We start from the raw sequence: 24,457 nt of genomic DNA, 5'->3' as shown, positions 1-24,457 counted from the left end.
CAGCCTCCTATTCACTGCTGCATGACCAAGATCTGAAATCACCTTAGATAACTGCAAAAGAAAAAACGGAGATGCTTGAATTATCGAAGCATCTCCGCCAGACGGTATACACCTGTTTCAATCTCGGACTCATTTACTTTGGCAAAGCCCAACACCCACCCTTTACGACTGCTCTCCAAACAATAATGACGCAGCGGATATATACGTATTCCCTGTTCTAGTGCTTGATCCGTGGTAGCTTCTTCATCATACGAGCTTTCCGCTTCAAGAAACATATGTAATCCCGTTTCTACACCACTTAGTTTAAAACGTTCTCCGAGTCCACTTGAGCTAATAGCTTTCGTCATCGCTTCGTGTCTGCGGCGATATACATTTCTGACTCTTCTCATATGTCGCATGAAATACCCATGCTCCATAAAGTGAGTAAGCGTCAATTGTTCCATAATAGGAAGATGCCGATAGGTTAGTTCATGAATGTGAGCAATCTGCCGTATCGCATTTCTCGGTCCAATGATTGCCGATATTCGTATACCGGGAGCAATCATTTTTGAAAAGCTCATCATATACAGCGTGTTCTGTGGTTGCTGGCTGAACAACGTAGGTAATGGGTCACCGCGATATCGAAATTCGCTATCGTAATCGTCTTCCACAATCCAAAATTGCTGTTGAGCTGCCATATGCAGCAATTGCTGCCTGCGTGGTTCCGACATAATCACCCCAACTGCACACTGATGTGCAGGCGTAACATAGACAAGTTTGGATTGCGGATGAATGCCCTCTACCTGTAATCCGCATTCGTCTACAGGGACAGGAATTACATTCATCCGCCGATATTTCATTGCCATCCACGCGGCCGGGAAGCCGGGATCCTCTACGGTTACCGTATCTCCTTCGTTCAATAGTGCTTGAGCGATCAAATCAAGGCTATGTTGTGCCCCCGAAGTTAACATAATTTGATCGATATGCACGTGTACGCCTCGTTCCAGTGACAGATAACGTTGAATCTGCTCGCGCAGCGGAACAAAACCATAGGCGTTACCGTAAGCCCAAGTAGCTAACTCCGTTTCTTTAGAGGCTTGCAAAAAGGAGTTTCTCCAATTTTTTTGAAATGGTTGATCCAAGTAAGGCTCGTGTGGGCAGAAATCAATCTCAACATTTCGATATTCCTTACCTCTAAACCAGCAATGCAATTGGCTAACCGCATCGTTTAATAAAGGTAATTCGGGGGTGATAGGCCCTTGTAGTGCTGCATCCTCTGTATAAGCTGTGCTACAGGTCCAATCACTTACCCTTGTCCCACCGCGTCCGGAAGTAACCGTGTAGCCACGACTAAATAATTCCTCATAAACAATTTGTATCGTTGAGCGGGAGACGCCTATCAATGGTGCTAGCTCACGAGAAGGTAGAAGCAATTCTCCTGGCGGCCATTTACCAGTTGTAATATTATGAATAGCTTGGTCAAGCAGCTGCTGCCATATTGGGCGTTTGTCATCACGCTTAATTTGTAGCATCCATTTCACCTCTAGTTGAGTTCGGTTTGACATATGGACTGCATCCATTGCTTCTTACTATTTTACTACTTTGACCACTTCTCCTGCGTCTATATTGTGTTGACCGGACACAACTAGCTGTTCTCCCGTGTTTATCCCGCTAAGTACTTCTTGATAAGGTCCCTTCACACGACCTAATTGTACTTCCCGCTTCTCCGCCTTATTACCATTTAGTACGAATACAAATGATGCACGTCCTTCCCTTACTATACTTAAGGACGGAACTGCCGCAACCGTTTCCTCCTCTGGTGTTGTTAATTGAACATGTACTCTTGATAAAGGTTTTAACGCATAATCCGTGTTGGACGCTTCCAACTCCAACGTATACAATCTCGTCGCAGCGTCGGGTACATCCGACAGATGAACGACCTTAGCAGTACGCGCCGTGCCAGTGCCACTGGAATCACGAAATGTTAAACTTTTTTTGCTCCCTACCAGCTTTGCAGCGGATTCCGTTACATGTGCTTTTATTTTCACGGTTTCCGTCATCTGCACGGCTCCCAGTATACTTCCTGCTTGAATATTTGTCCCTTCTGTAAGCTTGATGTCCGTCAATATACCGTTAGCTGGAGATACGATATGCCCATCATTCCAAGTCTGCTCCGTTTGTTCAAGCTCAAGCTTGGACGTTGCCACTTCGGCCTCCTTAAGAGCCACTGTTTTTTGCCTATCCAGCGCTTCCAGCTTCGTGATAGATGCCTGCAACTCCAGCTTATTACCTTCTATTTCTGTCTCAGAAGCACCCTCTCGAATTTGCTGTTTCAATGCTTCTTTAAGCTTATTGACAGAAGTCGTTAATTGGAGTCGGCTGTCGTCTATACTATCTTTCGTCGTAGATAGTGACAGCTCGGCACTCTTAAGAGCTAGCTTCGCCTTTTCCTTCGCAATCTTAGCATCACGGCTTTCTAGCTTGGCAATGACTTCACCTGCCTGAACCACTTCTCCAGTCTTCTTTAATAGCTTTACAAGAGCTCCACCTGCCTCGACCCTCACTTCAACTTGAGTAACGGCGTGAACTTCTGCTATTTGCTCCCTTGGATCACCCATACTATGTTTACCGACAGCTACAACCTTAACCTGCTGCGGTTCATTCTGTTTAACGGACGTAGTTGCTGACGTTGCAGCAGGCGTTGGTGATGTTGAGCAGCCTGTCACATAAGCGGTACAAAGTAAAAGAACGCAAACTTTCAATATTAAACGTTTTGGTGCAGCGCTGCGTATAACCTTCATCTTCATATTGTCATATCCCCCATCTACAAATAATTAGCTAACTTCGTGTCCAGATCCAGAAGGTACATTCCGTTTGAACAATCGGCTCATCCACACTTTGAACGATTCGATCATTTCATACACGATTGGCACAACGACAAGCGTAAGTATCGTAGAAGTAATTAATCCGCCGATGACGACAACGGCCAGCCCCTTCGATATTAATGTGCCGTTCGATATGCCAAGAGCTAACGGAACCATTGCAGCTATCGTCGCCCCTGCTGTCATAATAATGGGACGCAGTCGAACTTTACCGGATTCGATAAGAGCATGCCGAACGAGATACCCTTCCTCCCGCAATTGCTGCGTACGATCAAGCAGAACGATTGCATTCGTCACCACGATTCCAATTAGCATCAGGAAGCCAATTAATGAAGTAATATTAATAGATTCATTTGTGACCCACAGCCCTAGCAACCCGCCGATAACCGCTAAAGGCAGAGAGAATAAAATAGCAAAAGGAGTACCTGCATTTCCGAAGCACAGCACCATAATAAGATAAACGATTGCTACTGCGGCTCCCATTGCAGCATACATTTGATTGAAGCCCTTCGTCATGTCCAGGCTCACACCGCGAACCGTTGTCGTTACTCCTGCTGGAAGCTCGATTTGATTGAGCGCGTCTGTTATTTGCGCACTTATGGAACCTTTGTCTACAGAGTCAATCTTAGCTGTCAACTGCACCATCAGCTTCTGGCTTTCCCGCTGAAGCGCGACTGGTGCTGTGACTTGCTGTAGGTCCGCCACTTCGTTCAAATATACAGTGGTTCCATCAGCTGCCTTCATCGGCATTTTTCCGAGCTGCTCCAATGAATTTTTGTCTTTAGGAGCAAGTTCAACTGCTGATCGATAAACCGTGTTATCCAGACGAACATTGCCAAGTTCATAGGTAGCAAGCCATTGCCCGACATACCTATGAACAGTTGATACTTCCAAGCCAAATCGTTTCGCTTTGGCCGGATTCACGGTAATCTGAACTTCTGTCTTCGCATCTCCCAAGCTATCTTTAATTTTCTTCAACGTAGGGAATTCCTTCATCTTCGTCTTAATAATCGCGGAGGCCTGTTCCAGCAACTGCTGATCCTCTGCATAGATTACATAGGTAAAATCCGTGGAGGACTCCCCACTGCCTTCTTTTAAAGAGCCTGGCAATACTTCAGATCCTTTAGGTAGCTGGCTGGCAATAAGCTGCGTATATTGCTCCATCACAGCTTTAGGATCGGCGTCCTCATTTACCTCTGTAATGACCTCTAGCGCAAACGGAACACGATCTTCACTTTCCCTATATCCAACTAGCGCTTCCACAAATGTAAATAGCGGTTGCCCTTTATCGTCTTTCGCTTCATGCAGCAGCGTTTCAATTTGCTGTGCCTGCAAATTTGTGCTGTCAAACGGGGTTTCTGTTGGTAATTTGATCGTAAAGTTCATTTGCCGCTCGACTGCACTTTCAGGCAGGAAATCTTTAGGGAGATTAGGAATGGTAAACATTACAGTTAAAATGAGTAACACCCCTGAAAACAGCAATGTTTTTATTCGATGAGTCAAGCTCCAAACGAGCACTCGTTCATACCAATCAACTATTTTCCCTCCTTCATGCTCCTTCACGCTCGTCGCCTTCGTGCTGCGAAGTACCATCATCTTCGCCATCATCGGAATAATCGTTAAGGAGACGAGTAAGGAAGCAAGCAGCGCACAAGATACTGTAATCGCAAACGGACGGAATAACCCACCAATCATACCACTAACAAAGGCAATGGGAAGAAATACGCCTACCGTAACAAAAGTCGAAGAGCTGATTGCCATCGCTACCTGCTTAACGGCTAACAATATAACTGATTCATTCCGCTGCTGTGCCTTTTCCAAATTGGCATAGATGCTCTCGATCACGACGATACTGTCATCCACGATCCTTCCAACGGCAATGAACATGCCTCCGAGCGACATAATGTTAAGGGTGACGTTCATGCTGTGCATCATAATAAAGGTTAATAGAATGGAGAGCGGTATCGATACGATCACGATTAAGGTCATCCTCATATTCCGTAAGAAAAACAAGATCATAAGGGAGGCAAGGATGATGCCCAGCATACCTTCTTTCATCAGACCGTTAATAGATGCTCTTACTTCGTCAGCGCTGTCATAAATTTTGCTGAAGGACACTTCTGGGTAAAGTCCTTCCCAGCTGCGGATTAGCTCATTGGCATCATTGGAGAAATCAACGGCATTCGTGGCAGCCGACTTATACAGATGAACGCCTACAGCGGGCTTTCCATCCATACGGGCGATAAAATTAGCCTCATTGACAGCTTGAATCGTCGAAATTTCTTTTAACAATAGGGTAGCACCCGTTGGAGACGTAATTTCCAAGTTCTCTAAGGAAAACAGACTATTCATCTCGCCCTGAACACGAGCCATTTGCGTATTTCCATTAAACTCAACGATTCCAGCTGTACCGTTCGTCAGCGCCGATTGTACGGCATCGGTCACCAAATCCGGTGTCATGCCGTAGGCTGACAATGCAGCCGCATCCAACTGAATATCAAGAGACGTCCGGCGAGCGCCAATCATATCGATGTGATCGATCCCGTTAATCGACTCGAAGCCGGACTTGAGCTGCTTCTCAACTAGTTGGTCCAATTGGCCTTGTGACATAGCCCCCTTGGTGTGAATCGCTAAGTAATAAGCAGGTATGGATGCAAAACCTAACGTAGATACTTTTGGTCTGCCTGCTCCATTTGGCAATTGCACATCTTGGACTAGACTTTCTAGATCTTGCTTCATCTTGTCGATCTGAACTTTCTCATCAAATTGAAGCGTAATCAGGGAACTGCCATCATTAGACGTAGAACTTACCATCGTCAGTCCTTCAACATTCGCTACTTTGTCCTCAACCGGCTTCGTAACCAGACTCATTACATCTTGTGGTGAAGCTTGATAAGGAGTTGTAATCATAATGATGGGTATTGAGATATTGGGCATATTCTCTACCTTCAACGACGTTCCCGAAAAAGCCCCTGCTCCTACTACAATGGCGGTTATTATAATCATAGCTGCAATTTTGTTCATCGAAAATTGAATAAGTGATTTCAAACATTAACCCTCCTACCCTATCATCTTTATAAGCTCTACCTATGTATTGGACTTTTCTTCCTGCTAGCTTGAAGTCAGTCTACTACACGATTATGAACATAATATGACGTCATCACAGATTGAACGGTATTTTTACGATAAAAACAAAAAGAGCCAACGGCTAAGGATTGCACTCCTTCATCCATCGACTCTGTTGTCCCCTCATGAAATGACATGTGGCATTGTAACGATTACCGTTATTCCTGCGTCTGGGTTGCTCTGTAGGACAACGGTTCCCCCATGCAAAGAAACAATCTTTTTAACTATAGCTAACCCTAAGCCACTGCCAGACTTACTCTTCGTATGGGACTTATCCACTTTGTAAAATCGCTCAAATACTTTAACTTGCTCTCCCTCGGGAATACCAATCCCTGTATCTGTAATCCGCACCTCAATGGAGCCTATATTTTTGACAATCGTTATTCGAATCTGACCGCCTGCAGGGGTAAACTTGATGCTATTGCTAATCAAATTCATCCACACTTGATTCAACTGGTCTTCATCTGCCTTAATCTTGGTGCGAGATAGATTCATGTCCCATTCTATTGATTTGTCCGACCATAGAGGCTCACTCGCCACAACCACTTGGCGCAGCTGCTCATCCAAATCATACATGCGCGGAGAAAAAGGATGATGATGCGATTCCAATGAAGCTAGCTTTAGCAAGTTTTCGGTGAGACGCGAGACGCGCTCGCTCTCCTGCTGGATAATCGAGAGATAGCGAATTCTATCCTCTTCGGATAAAGAATTATGTCGAAGAGCTCTTGAAAACCCAGAAATGGAAGTAAGCGGGGATTGAATCTCGTGAGACACGTTAGAAACAAAAGTTTGTCTCATCCCTTCAAGCTGCTGCATCTGGCTCGCCATATAATTAAAGCTTCTTGCCAACTGTCCGAGCTCATCCTTTCTGCTGCTCCACTCCAGATTAATGTCGAACTCACCTCTAGCCAACTGCTCGGTAGCCGCCTTCATGCCGCGTATTGGTCTCACTAAATACTTCGCGCCGATAAGAATGATCACACAACCTACCAATAAATTCACAACCAGTGCAAAAATAAGCAGCTTGGTCGTAATTGCGGACATTGAACCTTCGGACGCTTGTATAAACAGCGCATAACGGCTGCCCGCTTCTTCGTAAGGTAGTCCAATAACAAGCTCTGATGGAGAAACATCACGTCCCCTGTACGTTTCACCATTTAATACAAACCGAACAACTTGATCGGAAATAATAAATAGATCAGACGCACCTTCACCATTTATCACTTTCATTACTCTGCTGCTATCGTATAACATAACATCGTATTTTTTAGCATATCCTTTCTGCTCTAGCAGAACGTCGGCTTGCTCAATTCCATTACTACGAATGCCCTGCTCAAGAATAGCAACATCACGGGCCAATTCTTCCTGAAGATTAGCGATAAATTGATCCCCGTAAGACTTAACAACAAACTGTGACAACAAGAAAGAACTTATCAAACCAACCGATACAGCTGCTACATAGGTGAGTACCACCCGAATATATAGAGATTTGATCATATTTTCTGTTCCTCTAGCTTATAGCCTAGACCACGCTTAGTCTCGATTGTGAAAGCGCAGTCCAATCCAGCGAATCGATCTCTTAACCGTTTAATATGAACATCTACTGTACGGTCGTCTCCTTCAAAATAGGTTCCCCATACTTGCTCGATAAGATCATTTCGAGTAAATATTTTACCCGGATAGCTGGCCAGCTTATATAGGAGATCGAATTCTCGTAACGGGAGCGACAACTGTATACTGCCTATAACTGCTTCATATCTATTTTTGTCCAGCAGCATTTTGCCTACTTGCACCCTCATAGAGGATTGAATATGATATCTCTTCAAATGAAGCTTCACTCTCGCTACCAGCTCAAGCGGGTCAAATGGCTTGACGAGATAATCGTCCGCACCAAGATTAAAGCTTTTAATTTTATGCTCGGTTTCTCCCTTAGCCGTCACCATCAGAATGGGCATCTCATGAAATTCGTCCCTTAAGAAGCCGCACAAATCCCACCCATCCATTTGCGGCATCATAATATCTACGATCACTAAGTCTATTTTTTGATCATTTAATCTTTCAATCGCCTCAACGCCATTATATGCATGAATAACCTTAAAGCCGTCCCTATGTAAATAAAAGCGAATAAGCTCTAAAATATCTGGATCATCATCTACAATTAAAATGTTAGCCATCGATACATCCCCCTGTAACCTAGTTACCGCTAGAGTCATTTAACTAACTTACATCTATTATATAGATATATACCATATATTGTATGATTGGTATACTGCCATTTAGCAGCACAACATTAAGATGAATTGGCGTCGACCCCAAGCAGTTCCAAAGCTAATCTAACGTGAGATTGTTCGCGATTCTCCGTCAAATAACAGGCGTAGCCCTTTAAAATGGGTAACTCGACAGACAGTGGGATTTGATACAGCTTGTTCGACTGGAGAAACGGATCAGCTATCGATCTTGGTAAAAAGCCAAACACCGACTGGTTTAACAGCATCGTAAGCATTGTGGATGAATGATCAGTTTGAAGCGCTGGAATAAACCCCGGCTCAACAAGAGAAACAAACCATTCCGTGAAAGGATTGCCCCAATCAATATGACAATAGGTCTGCGCGGAAAAATCAACTTCCGAGCATTCGAACGCTTCATTAGCAGATACAAGAATGATTTCGTCTTCGAACAGCAGCCGTTTCGAAATGCTTGGATGATTGGGTGGGTCCACCTTGATTGCGAGACTGACGGTCCCATCCAACAGCAAATCACGAATCATATAGCCTGGATCGATATAGCTCAAAAATTTTACAGCAACATGTGGATGTTTATTTCTAAACTCAAGGATGCGATTCAAATATCGATAATGCCATACGGCACCTGGGCCGCTCATCACGATATGTTCCCGATATTGTTCGGATAGGGATATTTTGCTCTCCTCAATAAGCTGAAGCATCCGTTCAGCGTAAGGTAAGAAAGCGACCCCTGATCGTGTCAGACTAACGGTTCGATTATCCCGATCAAACAACCGCTTGCCAACATTTTGCTCCAACGCCCTAATTCTAGCGGTGACAGCCGATTGGGAAATATGCAGATGTTTAGCGGCAGTAGTAAAATTGAGAGTTTGGCATACCGCTATAAAGGCTTCCAAATGAGACTGATCCATTCGTATCCCCTCGATTCGATTTATTTATTACTGCAATACTTAAGATTCGTTATACAAATTATTCTAGGTCAACTATACTTCTAGTACAAGATCGTTAAGCAAAGACAACTTGGTTATCGGAGGAGATCAATCATGAAGGATGAGATGCTGCTTATTGAACTTACAAACAAGATTGACGATTATATGGAGGAAGAGCTTGCTGACCTTCTCGTACAAGTGGTAGAAAACGGCGCTTCAATCGGCTTCTTGCCACCGCTCTCGTTTGCTGAGGCTCGGAATTATTGGGCTAACATTTTAGCTCCAGACGTAAGGTTATGGATTGCTGTGTGGAGTGGACGTGTAGTAGGTACGGTGCAGCTCCATCTGTGCGGCAAGCCAAACGGGAACCATCGCGCCGAAATTGCTAAATTGATGACAAGCCCACAACATAGAAGATTAGGAGTTGGGCGTGCCCTTATGCGTACGGCGGAAGAAGCAGCATGGAGCGATGGCCGCACGCTGCTCGTGCTCGATACACGGGAAGGAGATCCATCCAATCTGTTGTATCGTTCTATCGGCTATCAACAAGCCGGAATTATTCCGTCCTTTGCGAGATCAGCTAGCGGAAATCTCGATGCGACGGTTCTATACTACAAGCTGCTTGAACAGAACGTCTAAGAAAGCAAACAAAACAGCCCATAGTCACACTATAGTGGACATGAATCAAGTTTCCACTTGTGTGAATGGGCTGTTTATTTTTCATAGAATATTGCGATGACCAATCTAGTTTAATGTGCTCTCCAGCCCAGAATTCCTAATCATACAGGAGTCAACGATGAAACCAAATCAATGAAATACAACTGACTTCGTGAGGCATAAGCAGCTAGTAAAGGTGAATCGCCTAGCGCACTTCAAAATGTTCAAACATATCATATCGCGTATGCATATTAGCCCTAATGTATAGGGGGAACGAGAAGATGGGTAATTCCGTAACAAAATCCACGAGTACTAGAAATGCGATCTTTCTTGCGGCCATGAGCTATCAGGCCTATCAGTTGTTTTTCACTAATAAAGTAAGCTTGCCAAAAGGCTATAAGCTTCGCTCCATCATTCGCGTACTGGCCAATGTAGAAAATCCGAAAGAGGAGATATTCGGCTTTATAGCAGAATCCAAACAAAAAATTATTGTTGCCTTTCGAGGCTATGCAGACTACCCCTCAGAACTTCTTGCTGGATATGATGCGCTTCAAATTCCTTATCCTTATGTCCAAAAAGCAGGTCACACACATCGAGGATTAACTTGCATGTATCAATCTACGAGAGACAAAATCATCCGCGAGTTAAACAAGCTCCCTGCAACCAAAAAACTATATATTGCTGGTCATAACTACGGAGGAGTCGTTGCCACACTTGCCGCGCTGGATATCGCAGTGAATACGAAGTTTAAGCGTCCCATCGTCTACACGTACGGCAGCCTGCGAACCGGAGACCCTATTTTTGCAGCACGATTTAATAAAGTGGTAAATAACAGCGTGCGCGTCGTCAACGTCCATGACGCCAATGCTACTTTTCCAGCCACGTTTTACCCGCCGCCGTTTACGAAGAACGGGTTGAAATACCAGCATGTGAAAAATAAATACCCGCTCTCCTTCCAACTCAACAGTACATCTCGAAATGATGGAATTGGCTGTTATTTTAAATATGTAAGTAAAAGGGACCCTGCTTATGCCAAAGCACTCTGCCAGACGAATCCGGGCTTTTGCCCCAATACAAGCATGTGTGTGCCGCTACTAAAAACTTGTTAATTCTACAGCCTAGTGTAAGAGAAAGGAGTCAACGATGGGGACCTATGGAGTGAATCATGATTCTACGAACAAAACAGCTATTTTTCTCGCAGCTATGACCTACCAGACGTATGTACTTATTCAAGCGAAAAAGATATTTCTACCGAAAGGCTATAAACTGCGCTATGTCATTCAAGCTCTTGGTGGAGTTGAAAAACCAATAAAAGAAGTGTTCGGGTATATTGCGGAATCGAAACATAGTATCGTTATGGCTTTTAGAGGAACGGGTTCGTTTGAAGATAATGAATCGGACCAAGATATTTTTCAAGTTCCCTATCCATATGTTCAAAATAGTGGAAAGACTCATCGAGGATTTACGTGCATTTATAGCTCCGCAAGAAACAATATCATTCGTGAGCTAAAGAAATTGTCTCCGACCAAACGACTGTATGTTGCTGGCCACAGCCTAGGAGGGGCATTAGCTGTGTTAGCAGGTTTAGATATTGCCGTAAATACGAAGTTCCGTAAGCCTATCGTATATACGTACGGCTCCCCTCGTGTTGGAAACCCCACCTTTGCCGCCAAATATGATCGAGTCGTAAAGAACAGTATACGTGTGTTCAATGTCCATGACATTATTCCCTATATACCAGATAAAGTGTACCCTCCTCCCTTTACCAAAGAAGGGCTCTACTATAAGCATGTAAACAGAAAGTATCCTGTATCCTTTCAATTGAACAGTGTAGCAGGACTTAACCATAGCATTGTCTGTTATTTTAATACCCTTAGCAAAAAGAACCCTGCTTACACGAAAGCCATCTGCCAACTCAATCCGGGTTTTTGCCCGGCTACAGGGGTATGTGTTCCTTTTCTAGGCGGATGTGGATCAACCATAACTAAAGGACAGTTGTATTGTGTAGGCTGTTAGTCGGTTATTCTATGCTTGCGAAACGAACTATTAAGCGGAGTTTCATTGTATATAAATAATACAAACCCTTTGGTGCTCCAAAGGGTTTTGTCATCTGCTATTACTTCCGTAAAAGTCCGCTGTCTTTGAAATTAACTTTTCGTAGACGCTCCACTTGACAACATTGTTATTCAGACTTGTATGATCAGATCGCAAGCCAAGCTTCGTTTGTATAATGATGAAATGTGAGAGGATGGATGTGCAATGACGATGATCAGCATGAAGAACCAATCGACAACGAATATGCTTCGCTTTAGAGTGCCTGGAGAGTTCGAGCTGCATCCAATTCTCGAACATCGAGACCACTGTTATATTCCCACGAGATTTTGGCCCTGAAATTATGATTGATGATACTGGTTGTCGCAAACTCGTCGATTTTGATTTTGATATGTACGGCCTTATGGACAAATATGCTCGACCTGCCAGACTGTTAGAAGCCTTCGACCGCGAGCATGCCAGGCTGCTTGGCATTGAGGAGACGGTGTTCACCCGTTTGATCGGTGAAGGTGGAAACCGTGAATTCAATGGACAAGGCGTCATGATGAGCATCGAGAATACCGAGGTTTGTAAACGCAATCGAGGCATGACTCGTGATGAAGTCGAGGCGGAATTTAAACGTATTTTCAATGTAAAACAAGTCATTTGGCTGCCCCTCCCCACTTTCGATGACGAGCATATTATGACTGGTCCTGTACCAGGTCCTGATGATTCTACACTCGCCTATCGCTCAGCTTCAGCCAACGGTCATATCGATGAGATGTGTCGCTTTGTCGATGAGAGGACGATCGTACTAGCTGAAATTACCGAAGAAGAAGCTGCCCAACATAAACTTGCAGCTATAAACAAATCAAGACTGGATCAAGCCTACGATGTTCTACGAAATTGCCTTGATACTAACGGCGAGCCATTTCGCATCATTCGTATTCCGATGCCTGATCCTATCTATGTTAAGGTTAAGCAAGGAGAACCTTTACACCAATCTTGGCACGGATTAAAAGACTATCTTGGTTTAACAAATTTATACGATGGCACCCCTATTCCGAGTGGCGATATGACGATGCTACCTGCCTTAAGCTATTGTAACTTTCTTATCTTGAATGGCATTGTAATCGGGCAAAAATATTGGGAGGAAGGGCTGCCAGAACGCATAAAAAAGAAAGATGAAGAAGCAGAACGTGTCCTTAATGAGTTATTTCCAGATAAGCAGGTTGTGCTGCTAGATACGATGGCACTTAATTTATTTGGTGGCGGGGTCCATTGCCATACTCGCAATGTGCCTGCTGCGTTACATGAGTAGCATGTTGTAGCATGTTCTGCTAGATGAAGGAATGAATAACAACCTCATGAAGTGCATCTGCTCGTTGATGACTATTGATCAAAACAACTTCATATCAAAGCAAAAAGACGTTCAAGCCAAGCCTGAACGTCTTTTTATATTAAAACCAGTAGTTGAAATCAATTTCCAAGTATTTTTGCATAGTTTCATGCCTATAGCTCTAAAAATCTGATAATTCTATGTCTTTTTCATTTAAATAAACCAAATTTAACTATTCTTTAGCTAAATGAAAAAGGAAACTACCAATTATTATGGAATAGATAGACTTCATTTATTTTCATGAAGGAGGTGATGCGAGCTCGAACATTGGTGGCGGTATTTGTCTCCGTATTATCAAAAATCATGTATTTTGAAAGGAGTACATCAAAATGAAGCCGAAAAAACCATTCATGCTTATGCTCTGTTCTGCTTTATTGTTGCAAACGCTAGTGTTCTCTGCCATTTCCTCTGCTCAACCAACGACTCCTCCATCGGTAACAGATGCTGTAGATGGACAGCATGCACATGAACAGAACATCGACACATTTGCTGCTGCCCAACGAGCATTTCCACAGCATGTTACTTATTCCAACGGCATTATTAAACCAAGCGTTTCTCAATCCAAATTAGATCAAGAGGTTCGCAGACTATATAATGAATGGAAAGCAAAGTACGTAAAAGCCCACCCGTATAAAAGCGGCCGTTATTTTGTCCACTACAATCAAAACGGCGAATCAACGAAAGATCCGCTTGACGCTGTTACCGTATCTGAAGCTCACGGTTATGGCATGATAGCAACCGCCTATCTGGCAGGTCATGATGCTGACGCCAAAAAAATATTTGATGGCATGTACCGTTTTTATCGTGACCACCCAAGTACGATTCACCCCGACTTGATGGCTTGGCAGCAGGTTGATCGCAATGGAGCTATTATTACGAATCCGAAAAATGGCGGCAGTTCCGCTACAGACGGAGATATGGACATTGCTTACGCACTGCTGCTCGCCGAGAAGCAGTGGGGCAATAACACAGGTATTAATTATGGAGCACAAGCGAAGAAAATCATTAATGCCATTATGCTCAAAGATGTGAACCACACCTATTATCACCTAAAACTCGGTAACTGGGTGCAAGATTCAGATCCTAAATACGGCCCTGGAACACGCACCTCAGACTTTATGCTTCACCATTTAAAAGTATTCCAAACGGTTACAGGCGACTCGCGCTGGAATCAAGTCATTACGACAACCCATGCAGCTAGAGAAAATTTATACTATGGATATGCTGCCAAAACCGGACTCCTGCCTGATTTCGGCACTCGTAATGGACAATACTATGAGCCTGTTAAACCGATAGCAGGTAAACCTTACCTAGAAAATATAGTAGGAGATGGAATCTATTACTATAACGCTGCACGCATTCCATGGAGAATTGCTACCGACGTCATTCTAACAGGGGATACACGTTCCAAGTTCCATTTGACCACACTTAACAATTGGATTCGCACAGAAGCTAAAAATAACCCGGCTAACATTCATGGTGGCGGTTTTTATCTAGACGGCACGAAATATATGAACAGTGGGACCTATTATGATCTGACCTTCACCGCACCATTTGCGGTCAGCGCTATGACCGATAATAATACGGCCAATAAAGAATGGCTTGATAAACTGTGGACCAATATTACTGCACAGCCTACGAACCAAGCATCTTACTTCGGCAACACTATTCGCTTGCTTAGCGTAATCGTCGTGTCTGGCAACTGGTGGTCACCAAATTAATTATTAGCTACTTCCAACAGGCATCCCTATAAAAAATGACGTTCAAGCTTCTCAGCCTGAGCGTCATTTTTTTTGGAATTTCATCCTATCTAATCTGATATACCGTTTCCAGATATCATTAATATTCTAATCGACTATTCCAGCCCATGCTCTTCTCTAATCTGGTACAAGCCTTGAAGAAGTACTTCAGCAGGATCTCGGTTTAGCAGAAGATGCATAAGCAGCAAGTCAATTTTGAAAGCACACACATTATTTCCATCTGCTATAGACGGGAATCCTGTCTCAAACACTGGACCGTGCTCCTCATGCCACTGCAAGCCCGCATAAACCTCTTCTGGGGCAAACTCTTCTTTAACTGCAGCGATACATGGCCCGACAATTTGACTATCGATAATTGCTTTTGCTTCTTCTTCACTTGTTGGCGGTGGCGGTAGTGCTTTTCCGCCTTTCGTTCTTATCAACTCGACAAAAAATGAAGCCATCCAAGTGGAGGGATCCGTATCGGATTGGAACTTCTTAATTAGCTCTTGCAGGAAAAAGCCGCATTCATATTCTTCATTAGCCTCATCTTTTACGGCAAAAATAAACACAGGGCCGAAAATCTCGTGGATTAATGCGCGTCCTGTCACTTGATCGTACTGTGTTTTCAATGCAGCAACACCATTATGACAAACTGCATGAATCAATTCGGTCCATTTCTCTTCTGAGAATGCTCCTTGTTTGCTGTCATCATTGATTTCGTTATTTCCTGTTTCATTGCTCATTCTCTTATCACCCTAGATTATCATATCATTTGATAGTTTGGAGAGTAAAGCTACAGCTAAACTGACGTCAAACCTACGTTTAGGTTTTGCAGCAACCAACTCTTCTATCGTAAAACTCGCGATCATATGCTCCGTAAATTTTGTAAGCTATAGCCGACACTATCCTCTTTATATACCTTTGTATAATATCCGATTCCAACGTCCTGATTTATATTTACTACTGTATTCAGCAACTCTGGAAAGCAGGAGGTCATCTTGTATGAAGGAATAGGATGTCATACGCACATGGTTTTATTTATTATGAAGCTGCAAGTTCTTTAGGAAAGAACAATTAGGAGGATACTAATGATGACAAGTAAATGCAAACCTTTATTGGCAATGATAACATTTTTCTGCATGACTATACTCGCCTTATTCCCAGCGTTCACTACCAATGCGTACACAGGTGAAGGGCCACTGAACCAACAATCTTCATGGCAAAGCTCCGACGGAGGGCGAAACATGTATACAGATGCTGTACTCCAGCGTTCAGGACCACTTGCTGGACAATTGGATGTTACAACACGAACGAAAAATAATGTTCTTATGACAGGCTTTACCGGCGGTGTATTTATTCTGCTGCGTAATGCAGATGGCGCTGTAATCGGAGTAACGGCTATGCAAAAGTATGGCGTCGACGGCAAATGGATCGGCCGTTATGATCGAACAGACTACTGGAACGATTCATTCCATTCTCAGATTGCTGCGGCTACGGTATCTTTGCAAATCATACAACAACATGCTGCAAAAGATCTCAGTGACCAATTGGCCTATTGGCAAAGAGTTGTATGCAGCAACTTGGATCGTTTAGGTTTGCCTAAACCTCCGTTTGGCTGCCCTGCATAACCTTTCTTTCTAGTCCATATGTAACCAGCAATGCCTCCAAGCCTACTGTTGATGTGGATTTGGAGGCATACCTTTTTATTTAGCAATTTCCAAGCGAGGGTAAATAAATAATATTTCCGAAGGATGTCGGATCTTTTAGCTGTTGTGTTTGACGGAAGGCTCCAAAAGTTTTTTGAGCAGTTGGGTCCGATTATTTACATTCAATTTACCGAACATCGATGTCATATGCTTCTTCACTGTAATTTCACTCACAAATAATGTAGAAGCAATCTCAGCATTAGTAAGTCCTTTTTCCAGAAGTTTAGCTACGTCTTTCTCGCGTGGAGTTAGATCGGGATGCACAAGAATGGGATCGACCAATGACAAAGCAGGATTCAAAGTAGACTCTTCCACTGCTTTCAGCGACAGAAGCTTACGCCCGAGATCCGTCTGGTTCAGTAGCTGATGAATATGTTGAATAAATTGCTCGCCCTTCCGGTTAAATACGAACGTCGGTGTTGGAGTAATGCCATCATAACCGTAATGAGTGGCGCCCTGCACCCGTTCGAAGCCCAAACTATCGTGGGCCATAATAAAGTATGGAAACGGAGCCGGCGATTCTACAATAAGTTCACCCGTCAGCATCATTGCAAGCAGCAAATGACCAATAGCCGCTTGCTGCATAGGATCTTCAAAATCAAGCGTATCGATCGTTTCAATAAACCAACCCGAACGAGCTGGATCTAGCACTTCCATTTCTTGCATTTGTTCGGGTGAAAGAGAATTGAAATAAGCCGCGGAGCGCGAACTTTGCTGCAAATAAGTCAGCGTTCTTTGATTGATAGGAATAATAACGGCCAGACCGATAATAGCCCCTGACGTATCCTTCATTGTCCAGAATACATCGCTTCCAAGCTCCAATAACGCGTCTATATTCAAATGACGTAGCGTATAGCAGCTTTCCTCCGACGTTAAGCTGATGTCGAAGCGTTGGTTCGTATGTGGATCGTTTAACTCAATTTTAATATCTTTGGCCTCACGATGTCGTTGTTGCATGTAAGTCTCAATTTCATGCTTATCGACACTCCCAATTGGCTCGAATCGACAAGGAGATAAGTCAAACCAATGGATGAAGGCACGGAGAGCAGCATCTCCGAAAGAATACAACAATTCGGTCGTTTCTTGTTCTGCCGAAAGTGGATTAGGAGCATGAAGAAGTTTGTTGTAATAATAGAGTAAAACGCGAGTTCGCCTATCCTCAAACAGACGAGGAGCTCTCGATAAAAGCTCTCGGTTAATCAACTCCCTCATAAGAGCATGCACCGTCCATCCATTGTTCACTTTACGTACAAACGAAAAACGGATTAGCTGGTGAAATTCAGATAAGGTAATCTCGCGACTTATGACGACAGAGAGACTTTCCTGATTAAAAATCCGGAGAAGAGCTGCGGTTTCAACTAAATTACGTTGGCTTTCTTCAGGAACTTCTCGCAACCATTGATTGACGATGTACGGTAAAGTCCCATAGTCTTCAAGGGGTGTATTTGTTTCGTTTATATCCACTTGTTGACTAATGTAGGTAATCAACGACATCGTTAAAGGATGGCCTTTAGAGTGCTGCCATATTTTTTGTATTTGTTCGTAATCGATAATAGAGTTGTACCCTGCATACCGTTCCACCGACGGATAGTCAATCTCGCTTAAAGGCATCCGGTAAATAAACTGTCTCCAAACGGGAGATATAAACCATGGCTCAGACAGCACATGCCTGCCCGCGATAACAATAAGAACATTATTGTTAAGCTGCTTTAGAAAATAATCGCGAAGCCATTGATCCATAACTGCCAGCTGTTCATACACATCGATAAAAAGGACGGTACGCGCAGACGATACCCCATTAAGCGATCGAATGCATAGTTCTGCGATATCTGCAAAGGTAGAGGTAGAGCTTGCACTCGCAGCGGAGCGATCAAGTACTTGCAAAATAGCTCTACAAAAAGCTTCAGGTGTCTTAACCAAATGCTCGCAATCAATGGTTATACAGCACGCATCGGCCATTCGTGCCTGTCGTTGCAGCTCATCAAGCAGAAAGCTTTTTCCGATCCCTGCCGTACCGTATACATTAATGATTTTATGAGAGAAGGTTTCGTCACCTAATATAGTGGCAAAGGACTTAAGCTCACGATCCCGCCCTACAAGCATTCGACTCTCCATTTGTTCCAATCTCTCAGCTTCCCTCATAAGGTACCCCCTTTTACAAAGTGGTCTATAGATATGATAGCTACTTCCAGTACGCATCTCATGAGTATAATGACTGACGAGCTGCATAATGAAAAATCCCCAGCTGGGTTAAACCGCGCTAGGGATTATTTACCATGTATTTTCACACTGTCCTGTCTACTTCATAAGATTACTTCATCTTTAGTCAAAACCACTATTTGAGTTTACTGATTCCGAAGAGGAAGGTCTCGCCTATATTTTATTTAATAACTTCAACCTTTTTATCCCCTTTTGTCTTCGATGCCTCTACCGTTGTATTACCTTGGTCAGCAACTATCCCGCCTGTTACCAGTGTAATGACAACTAAAGCTGCGCTGAGCGCTGTTAAAATCTTCTTTCTATTGCGATTGACCATGACCATACCTCCGATATCTATTTGTGGTAAGCGGTGAACGTCAATACATTTTATTTTCATTACAATTTTCCATTTTCGTGTTGGTAAATTTATCTGGTGGTTGTATTATAACGCAGTAAAAATGTTTGTAAAAGGACTTTTTATTGAGCGGCTCTTCCTCGATGCTAAGTACAAGAAAAAGAGATAAGCGTGTTGGATATCTTCATGAGGTTCATTGCTGTAGATGTCGATCAGAGTTTGGACAGCGCTGCAAAGAATTAAGAGCTTGATCAAGAATTTAAGGCTAGAACAGTTGATAGTTCATTTAACTAGCAAGACTATGAGCTTCTTATCATTAGTGGCTACGAAATAATGAAAGAAATGAAACAGTGTAATATCATGGTAATCACAATTATTCAATTTAAATTCAGAAACATGTGTGCCAATGAAAAAAAACGGCATCTTGGCCGTTTGTATTAGTTATTGGTGGAACCAAGGGGGATCGAACCCCTGACCTCTTCGCTGCCAGCGAAGCGCTCTCCCAGCTGAGCTATGGCCCCTTATTCAACTCAATCATGGATTCCCTATATTTTGAATCCGCTTTAATAATATAGCATACGCATATGTTCAGCCGCAAGTATTACCCTACTTTTAATCCCAATAAACAGTTCCAAATCCTAGAATCCTCCATTTCCTAAATATATCTTCCACTCTCTCTTAATATCTCGATCTATCAAATTTATTTACACCATTTCATTCCATGTTATATAATGCTAAAAGCGCTGGTTTAATAAGGAAACTTATAGAGCTGATGGTGCATGAACGATTAGTTAAATAATTGACGTAAGAGACGGAAGCTGGTGTGAATCCAGCGCGGTCCCGCCACTGTGATAGGCATATGCCTTAAGTCAGGTCGGTCGCTTACCTCTATCATTTAACCTGGACTTTCGAGGCAAAAGTCGGGTTACATCATCATGCTTCTTTTTGTATGATGATGGACCGCCCCTGCCTTATTGCAGGGGCTATTTTATTTTCATGGAGAGGAAGAGAGTCAGAATGAAGAAGAACATGTTTTCCCTGCTCCTTGCTGTAGCCTTATTTATCAGCACAGCACTAGGAGCAATTCCCGTACAGCAGGTTGCAACTGCTGCTGCGGGCTTTGATTTAAAGACAGAAATACAACGGGTGGTGCCTGCTTATGCCACTGCAACAAAATATGATGATTGGTCTGCAGTTGCAGATAACATTATCGGCCGCCAAATTCCTGACAGCTACATTCAGAAAGCAAAAGCAGGCGTTATTTCGGTGCAAGGTAATTATGATAAAGGTACAGATATTGCTAAGGCGATTATCGGTCTTACTGCTGCTGGCGTTGATATTACCAATGTAGATGGAATTAACCTTATCGAAAAAGCAGCATACTTAGATAAACAATATTTAGAACTGACGAACGACTACATCTATATGCTTATCGCATTCGATTCTGGCAAATATAAACTGCCAGACAATGCAACGATCACTCGGCAATTTCTAGTAGACAAACTACTTCAAATCAAACTCGATAAAGGCGGCTGGTCTTTAATTGGTTCAGAACCAAATCCAGATATGACAGGAATCATTATGGCCGGTCTAGCGCCATACATGGACCAACCAGCTGTATCTGATGCCGTTTATGGCGGAGATAAATTTTTTCGAAACAAGGCCCTAGACAACAGTAATAGTGCTGCAATGGCTGTTATCGGTCTTGCTTCGACAGGGAGAGATGCAACGACTGCATTTTACAATCAAGATGGTAAAAATGCAGTCGATAATCTGTATAGCTACCTTGGTCCGAATGGATTATACAAATGGAAGAAAACACAGGCTAATGGCAATTCAATGTCAACAAAGGACGTTATGTTTGCCTATCTTTCGTATCAAAGATACATTGATGGAAAGAACAACAGCTTTTTCTACGACTTAAAGGCCAGATACAATCCAACACCTGAACAGCCAAAGCCTCCACAACAAGCTACTTTTAATGTGCCTGTTAGCATCACATCCGATAAAACATGGGATGGATTCCCGCTTAACGGAACGTTAACGCTTAAAGAGGGAGATACGGTAGACACAGCTTTGATCAAGCTGGTTGGAACGGAAAATATTACATATAAATCTTTTGATGGAATGAAATATGTAGCTGGTATTAAAGGCTTGCAAGCTGGTGCTAACGGATCAAGCAGCGGTTGGACATATACGGTTAATGGTGAGTTCCCACCGGTTGCTGTTGATCAAGCTACGCTCAAAGCCGGTGATGTTGTTAAATGGAACTATGTCGTGGGACAAAAGCCCGTAACGCCTCCTCCTGGCAATGGTAGCGGCGTCACTGTTCCTGACACTCAGAAAATTCAAGTAAGCGTCATAACGGAAGTTCCACATCCTTCCTTGCCAATGAACAACCAACAGAACTATCGAACAAATATGACAGCCTATGATGCACTTGTCGGAGTCGCTGGAGCAGGTAATATTACAGCTAAAGGTTCAGATGATACTTTATACGTGTCTTGTGTCGTTGGATTATGCGAAAGAAAAAATGGCCCAATGAGCGGTTGGACATATACAGTAAATGGTGTTACGCCTGACTACTCTGCAGGTGTTTATGTACTAAAGCAAAACGACGTAGTAGTTTGGAAATACAACGGAACACCTCCTGCGAACAATGGCAGCGGCAGTTCGAATGGGGGTGGTTCTGTCGGTCAACCAAATACCGGCAATCCCACAGCTCCTGGTTCTGGAACAGCAGGTAATGAATCAGCCGGCAAGGACAACAGCAAAGGGAACACCAACGGAAATGGCAGTAGCGGGAGCAGTTCCACAACTGGCAATAAAGGAAACGGAGCAAACGCAGGTGCTAACCTTACTGCCGATGCTATTGCTGAGCATCTTTCTAAATATAGCGATCGGGATCAAATATCTGCATGGGCAAAGGAAGCTGTCGCTCGTGCAAAACAACTCAGCATCCTTGAAGGAGCAAAAGACAAAGCAGGAACCGTAACATTCAACCCTAAAAAGTCCATTACAAGAGCAGAGTTCCTTACGATCGTGACTAAGCTCTTATATAAAGAAGTTAGCGTAACAAGCAAAACGGAATATAAAGACGTAAAACCAGGCGACTGGCACTATAAATATATAGTTAAAGCAAAAGAAGCTGGCATCATCGGCGGCTTCCCAGACGGCAGCTTTAAGCCAAATGAGCCGCTTACAAGAGAGCAAGTCGCTATTATTGTAACCAAAGCATTTAAGCTAAAGGCAGAACAAGCATCCACCTTCAAAGATGTACCCAGCAACCATCCTTCTGCAAGCTACATTGCTGCTGTAGAAGAACAGAAATTGATGAAAGGCACAAACGGCCAGTTCCAACCGAAGCAAGCGGTAACGAGAGAGATGGCCGCTGTAATTGCCGTTAAACTATATGATGAATACTCATCAAAGAAATAAGGAGGCAGGACGATGCAAGCAGTAAGCACTGGGCTCCAACGAATAGTCGCTTCCCCGCTTATGCGAGATATTTGCATTGCGATTAGCTTATCTGCACTCAGTATTTTCGGCAGAATTTTAACGAATCAATTTCATATGCCGAACATTCAACCTTCAACAGCAATCATTATGATCGCCTCTATCACGCTTGGCATGCGCTACGGTATAGCTGTAGCGGTTGCGACTGCCTTAGGCTCAAATATTGCACTTGGACATGGCCCATGGACGATGTGGCAAATATGTGCTTGGGGTTCGGTTGCAATAGCAGCTAGCTTCTTGAAGCCTGTATATAAAAAATTGCCCATTTATGTACTCGTAGGCTGTGCAGCACTAACTGGCTATTTGTACGGCTTTATCGTTTCTAGCCCTGTTTGGGTTGCTGGTCCACAAGCTTTCTGGCTGTATTACCAAGCTGGACTATTGTTCGATACGTTCCACGCAGTAGGCAACGCTGCCTTTATGGGTATGTTAGCTCCGATATTATTAAGAGCTGTACACAAAGTAAAGTTGTAACGACTAAAAATTTTCAAGCTTAGTGTGCGGATCGTTATCACTTTTCATTCGAACTAAGAATAGAACAATGAACGCGTAATCTTGCACAGCTCATGCGTAGAATTAGCGTGATTAGCTAAATAAACATGAAAGACCGTTTCCTCAGCAAGTTGGCTGAATCTGAAACGGTCTTTTCTTTATGCTTGATTTCAAAGGAATACACACAGCACTAACTGCAAAATGAGCTTCCACACTACTTTTTACATGTACTTACCACACATCGGCGCTGCTCTCTTCCAATAAAAAAACAGCCCCATAGCGGCAATAACGCCTTTGCTACAAGACTGTTTCTACATCCCTTATCCATGTATGATTAGGAATTTCCATTCATATCCCCAAGTGGATGCTTAGACAACAACGTTGTCAGCTCCTTCATAAACATATCAATGTCTTTGAACTGACGATATACCGAAGCGAAGCGCACATATGCGACTTCATCAACAGGATACAGTTGTTCCATGACTAGCTCACCGATGTCACGGCTCTCGACTTCAGCATGTGCGGTCGTGCGAAGCTGCTTCTCAACTTCAGATACGATAGCTTCAAGGCGCTCCAATGGAACGGGGCGCTTCTCACAGGCACGAATCAATCCGCGCAAAAGCTTCTCACGACTAAACTCTTCACGACTGCCTTCTTTCTTAATAACGATGAGCGGCGTCTCTTCAACCATCTCAAACGTCGTAAATCGGCGGCTGCACAGCTCACATTCCCGTCTACGACGAATCGACCTATTATCATTCGCAGGGCGTGAATCAAGCACTTTCGTGCCGTTATGATCACAATATGGACATCTCATTTTTCTGTTCCCTCCTGTCCTACTGTAAAAAGTAATAAACTCCCAATGGTTACCTGTAATGATATTCGTAACTTTGCACACAATACAATTACCAACCGCAAGGAGGTGAATAGATATGAGCCAAAGCAACAACCGTTCCAGCAACAGCTTAGTTGTTCCTCAAGCAGCAGGCGCACTTGAGCAATTGAAATTTGAAATTGCACAAGAACTTGGTATCGCGATTCCGCAAGATGGATACTACGGACACGTAGCAACTCGTGACACAGGCTCCATCGGTGGTTACATCACAAAACGTCTTGTAACGATTGCCGAGCAGTCTCTTGCAGGTCAATACCACTAATGGTAATGAAGCGTCGAAGGTGCGCACGCGCACTTTCGATGCTT

19 protein-coding genes, 1 tRNA gene and 1 riboswitch are annotated in these 24,457 nt (G+C 43.4%); of the genes, 9 read left to right on the top strand and 11 right to left on the bottom strand.

What is annotated here, in order from left to right; genetic code table 11:
* Positions 1–80 precede the first annotated feature (80 nt).
* From pdxR to H580_RS0107740, 6 genes are all read right to left on the bottom strand, one after another.
* The gene (gene pdxR, locus H580_RS0107765) at positions 81–1,511 is read right to left on the bottom strand and encodes a MocR-like pyridoxine biosynthesis transcription factor PdxR (RefSeq protein ID WP_028594274.1); all 1,431 of its coding nucleotides are present in this window, start codon (positions 1,509–1,511) and stop codon (positions 81–83) included.
* 57 nt (positions 1,512–1,568) lie between these two features.
* Positions 1,569–2,786 carry an efflux RND transporter periplasmic adaptor subunit gene (locus H580_RS0107760; RefSeq protein ID WP_028594273.1) on the bottom strand — a complete coding sequence of 406 codons (1,218 nt, stop codon included), beginning with the start codon at positions 2,784–2,786 and terminating at the stop codon, positions 1,569–1,571.
* Between the two features lie 27 nt (positions 2,787–2,813).
* Positions 2,814–5,909 carry an efflux RND transporter permease subunit gene (locus tag H580_RS0107755; RefSeq protein ID WP_028594272.1) on the bottom strand — a complete coding sequence of 1,032 codons (3,096 nt, stop codon included), beginning with the start codon at positions 5,907–5,909 and terminating at the stop codon, positions 2,814–2,816.
* Positions 5,910–6,110: 201 nt separating this feature from the next.
* Entirely contained in the window at positions 6,111–7,484 is a 1,374-nt protein-coding gene (locus H580_RS0107750) for a sensor histidine kinase (protein ID WP_028594271.1), read from the bottom strand.
* On the bottom strand, positions 7,481–8,161 hold the full coding sequence (locus H580_RS0107745; protein WP_028594270.1) for a response regulator transcription factor: 681 nt from the start codon (positions 8,159–8,161) through the stop codon (positions 7,481–7,483). The genes H580_RS0107750 and H580_RS0107745 overlap by 4 nt, the downstream gene beginning before the upstream one ends.
* Before the next feature lie 116 nt (positions 8,162–8,277).
* Positions 8,278–9,141: a LysR family transcriptional regulator gene (locus H580_RS0107740; RefSeq protein ID WP_028594269.1), complete on the bottom strand. Its 864-nt coding sequence runs from the start codon at positions 9,139–9,141 to the stop codon at positions 8,278–8,280.
* Between the two features lie 132 nt (positions 9,142–9,273).
* Here H580_RS0107740 and H580_RS0107735 point away from each other — a divergent pair, with 132 nt between their 5' ends.
* From H580_RS0107735 to H580_RS23685, 5 genes are all read left to right on the top strand, one after another.
* A complete protein-coding gene (locus H580_RS0107735) occupies positions 9,274–9,798 on the top strand; it encodes a GNAT family N-acetyltransferase (RefSeq protein WP_028594268.1) in 525 nt (174 codons plus the stop codon).
* Between the two features lie 299 nt (positions 9,799–10,097).
* Positions 10,098–10,925 (top strand): lipase family protein, encoded by an 828-nt coding sequence (locus tag H580_RS0107730; protein WP_028594267.1) that lies wholly within the window; start codon positions 10,098–10,100, stop codon positions 10,923–10,925.
* Between the two features lie 34 nt (positions 10,926–10,959).
* The gene (locus H580_RS23695) at positions 10,960–11,832 is read left to right on the top strand and encodes a lipase family protein (RefSeq protein WP_051217328.1); all 873 of its coding nucleotides are present in this window, start codon (positions 10,960–10,962) and stop codon (positions 11,830–11,832) included.
* A gap of 280 nt (positions 11,833–12,112) precedes the next feature.
* Positions 12,113–13,168 (top strand): agmatine deiminase family protein, encoded by a 1,056-nt coding sequence (locus tag H580_RS23690; protein WP_084509056.1) that lies wholly within the window; start codon positions 12,113–12,115, stop codon positions 13,166–13,168.
* A gap of 407 nt (positions 13,169–13,575) precedes the next feature.
* On the top strand, positions 13,576–14,967 hold the full coding sequence (locus H580_RS23685; protein ID WP_157282751.1) for a family 8 glycosyl hydrolase: 1,392 nt from the start codon (positions 13,576–13,578) through the stop codon (positions 14,965–14,967).
* A 134-nt stretch (positions 14,968–15,101) separates the two neighbouring features.
* Here H580_RS23685 and H580_RS0107710 read toward each other — a convergent pair whose 3' ends face one another.
* The gene (locus tag H580_RS0107710; RefSeq protein ID WP_028594266.1) at positions 15,102–15,731 is read right to left on the bottom strand and encodes a hypothetical protein; all 630 of its coding nucleotides are present in this window, start codon (positions 15,729–15,731) and stop codon (positions 15,102–15,104) included.
* Between the two features lie 345 nt (positions 15,732–16,076).
* Between H580_RS0107710 and H580_RS23680 the strand changes: the two genes are divergently transcribed.
* Positions 16,077–16,616: a hypothetical protein gene (locus H580_RS23680; protein WP_245583519.1), complete on the top strand. Its 540-nt coding sequence runs from the start codon at positions 16,077–16,079 to the stop codon at positions 16,614–16,616.
* A 135-nt stretch (positions 16,617–16,751) separates the two neighbouring features.
* On the opposite strand, the gene H580_RS0107700 is transcribed toward H580_RS23680, so the two are convergent.
* The 3 genes from H580_RS0107700 to H580_RS0107690 form a co-directional block, all read right to left on the bottom strand.
* Positions 16,752–18,836 carry a LuxR family transcriptional regulator gene (locus H580_RS0107700; protein WP_028594265.1) on the bottom strand — a complete coding sequence of 695 codons (2,085 nt, stop codon included), beginning with the start codon at positions 18,834–18,836 and terminating at the stop codon, positions 16,752–16,754.
* Between the two features lie 238 nt (positions 18,837–19,074).
* Positions 19,075–19,230: a hypothetical protein gene (locus H580_RS26385; RefSeq protein WP_169449355.1), complete on the bottom strand. Its 156-nt coding sequence runs from the start codon at positions 19,228–19,230 to the stop codon at positions 19,075–19,077.
* A gap of 463 nt (positions 19,231–19,693) precedes the next feature.
* Positions 19,694–19,769, bottom strand: a tRNA-Ala gene (locus tag H580_RS0107690).
* A gap of 265 nt (positions 19,770–20,034) precedes the next feature.
* A riboswitch (adenosylcobalamin (AdoCbl) riboswitch) is annotated at positions 20,035–20,179 on the top strand.
* 86 nt (positions 20,180–20,265) lie between these two features.
* Here H580_RS0107690 and H580_RS0107685 point away from each other — a divergent pair.
* Positions 20,266–22,686: an S-layer homology domain-containing protein gene (locus H580_RS0107685; RefSeq protein WP_028594264.1), complete on the top strand. Its 2,421-nt coding sequence runs from the start codon at positions 20,266–20,268 to the stop codon at positions 22,684–22,686.
* A gap of 12 nt (positions 22,687–22,698) precedes the next feature.
* A complete protein-coding gene (locus tag H580_RS23675; RefSeq protein WP_051217326.1) occupies positions 22,699–23,238 on the top strand; it encodes a hypothetical protein in 540 nt (179 codons plus the stop codon).
* Between the two features lie 352 nt (positions 23,239–23,590).
* Here the strand turns inward: H580_RS23675 and nrdR are convergent, their stop codons facing one another.
* Positions 23,591–24,073, bottom strand: coding sequence for a transcriptional regulator NrdR (gene nrdR / locus H580_RS0107675; protein WP_028594263.1), 483 nt, complete (start codon positions 24,071–24,073; stop codon positions 23,591–23,593).
* A 115-nt stretch (positions 24,074–24,188) separates the two neighbouring features.
* Here nrdR and H580_RS0107670 point away from each other — a divergent pair, with 115 nt between their 5' ends.
* The gene (locus tag H580_RS0107670) at positions 24,189–24,413 is read left to right on the top strand and encodes an alpha/beta-type small acid-soluble spore protein (protein ID WP_028594262.1); all 225 of its coding nucleotides are present in this window, start codon (positions 24,189–24,191) and stop codon (positions 24,411–24,413) included.
* Positions 24,414–24,457 lie beyond the last annotated feature (44 nt).

The sequence above is a fragment of the Paenibacillus assamensis DSM 18201 genome, from assembly GCF_000422445.1.
In the GTDB taxonomy this organism is placed as follows: domain Bacteria; phylum Bacillota; class Bacilli; order Paenibacillales; family Paenibacillaceae; genus Paenibacillus_B; species Paenibacillus_B assamensis.
This window is presented reverse-complemented; position numbering and strand designations above follow the sequence as displayed.

Excerpts from the sequence above, each read along its gene's own strand:
- H580_RS23675 (WP_051217326.1), top strand. The coding sequence starts at position 22,699 with ATGCAAGCAGTAAGCACTGGGCTCCAACGAATAGTCGCTTCCCCGCTT.
- H580_RS26385 (WP_169449355.1), bottom strand. The coding sequence starts at position 19,230 with ATGGTCAATCGCAATAGAAAGAAGATTTTAACAGCGCTCAGCGCAGCT.
- H580_RS0107685 (WP_028594264.1), top strand. The coding sequence starts at position 20,266 with ATGAAGAAGAACATGTTTTCCCTGCTCCTTGCTGTAGCCTTATTTATC.
- H580_RS0107700 (WP_028594265.1), bottom strand. The coding sequence starts at position 18,836 with ATGAGGGAAGCTGAGAGATTGGAACAAATGGAGAGTCGAATGCTTGTA.
- pdxR (WP_028594274.1), bottom strand. The coding sequence starts at position 1,511 with ATGCTACAAATTAAGCGTGATGACAAACGCCCAATATGGCAGCAGCTG.
- H580_RS0107745 (WP_028594270.1), bottom strand. The coding sequence starts at position 8,161 with ATGGCTAACATTTTAATTGTAGATGATGATCCAGATATTTTAGAGCTT.
- H580_RS0107730 (WP_028594267.1), top strand. The coding sequence starts at position 10,098 with ATGGGTAATTCCGTAACAAAATCCACGAGTACTAGAAATGCGATCTTT.
- H580_RS23695 (WP_051217328.1), top strand. The coding sequence starts at position 10,960 with ATGGGGACCTATGGAGTGAATCATGATTCTACGAACAAAACAGCTATT.
- H580_RS0107740 (WP_028594269.1), bottom strand. The coding sequence starts at position 9,141 with ATGGATCAGTCTCATTTGGAAGCCTTTATAGCGGTATGCCAAACTCTC.
- H580_RS0107760 (WP_028594273.1), bottom strand. The coding sequence starts at position 2,786 with ATGAAGATGAAGGTTATACGCAGCGCTGCACCAAAACGTTTAATATTG.
- H580_RS23680 (WP_245583519.1), top strand. The coding sequence starts at position 16,077 with ATGATGACAAGTAAATGCAAACCTTTATTGGCAATGATAACATTTTTC.
- H580_RS0107670 (WP_028594262.1), top strand. The coding sequence starts at position 24,189 with ATGAGCCAAAGCAACAACCGTTCCAGCAACAGCTTAGTTGTTCCTCAA.
- H580_RS0107750 (WP_028594271.1), bottom strand. The coding sequence starts at position 7,484 with ATGATCAAATCTCTATATATTCGGGTGGTACTCACCTATGTAGCAGCT.
- H580_RS0107735 (WP_028594268.1), top strand. The coding sequence starts at position 9,274 with ATGAAGGATGAGATGCTGCTTATTGAACTTACAAACAAGATTGACGAT.
- H580_RS0107710 (WP_028594266.1), bottom strand. The coding sequence starts at position 15,731 with ATGAGCAATGAAACAGGAAATAACGAAATCAATGATGACAGCAAACAA.
- H580_RS23685 (WP_157282751.1), top strand. The coding sequence starts at position 13,576 with ATGAAGCCGAAAAAACCATTCATGCTTATGCTCTGTTCTGCTTTATTG.
- nrdR (WP_028594263.1), bottom strand. The coding sequence starts at position 24,073 with ATGAGATGTCCATATTGTGATCATAACGGCACGAAAGTGCTTGATTCA.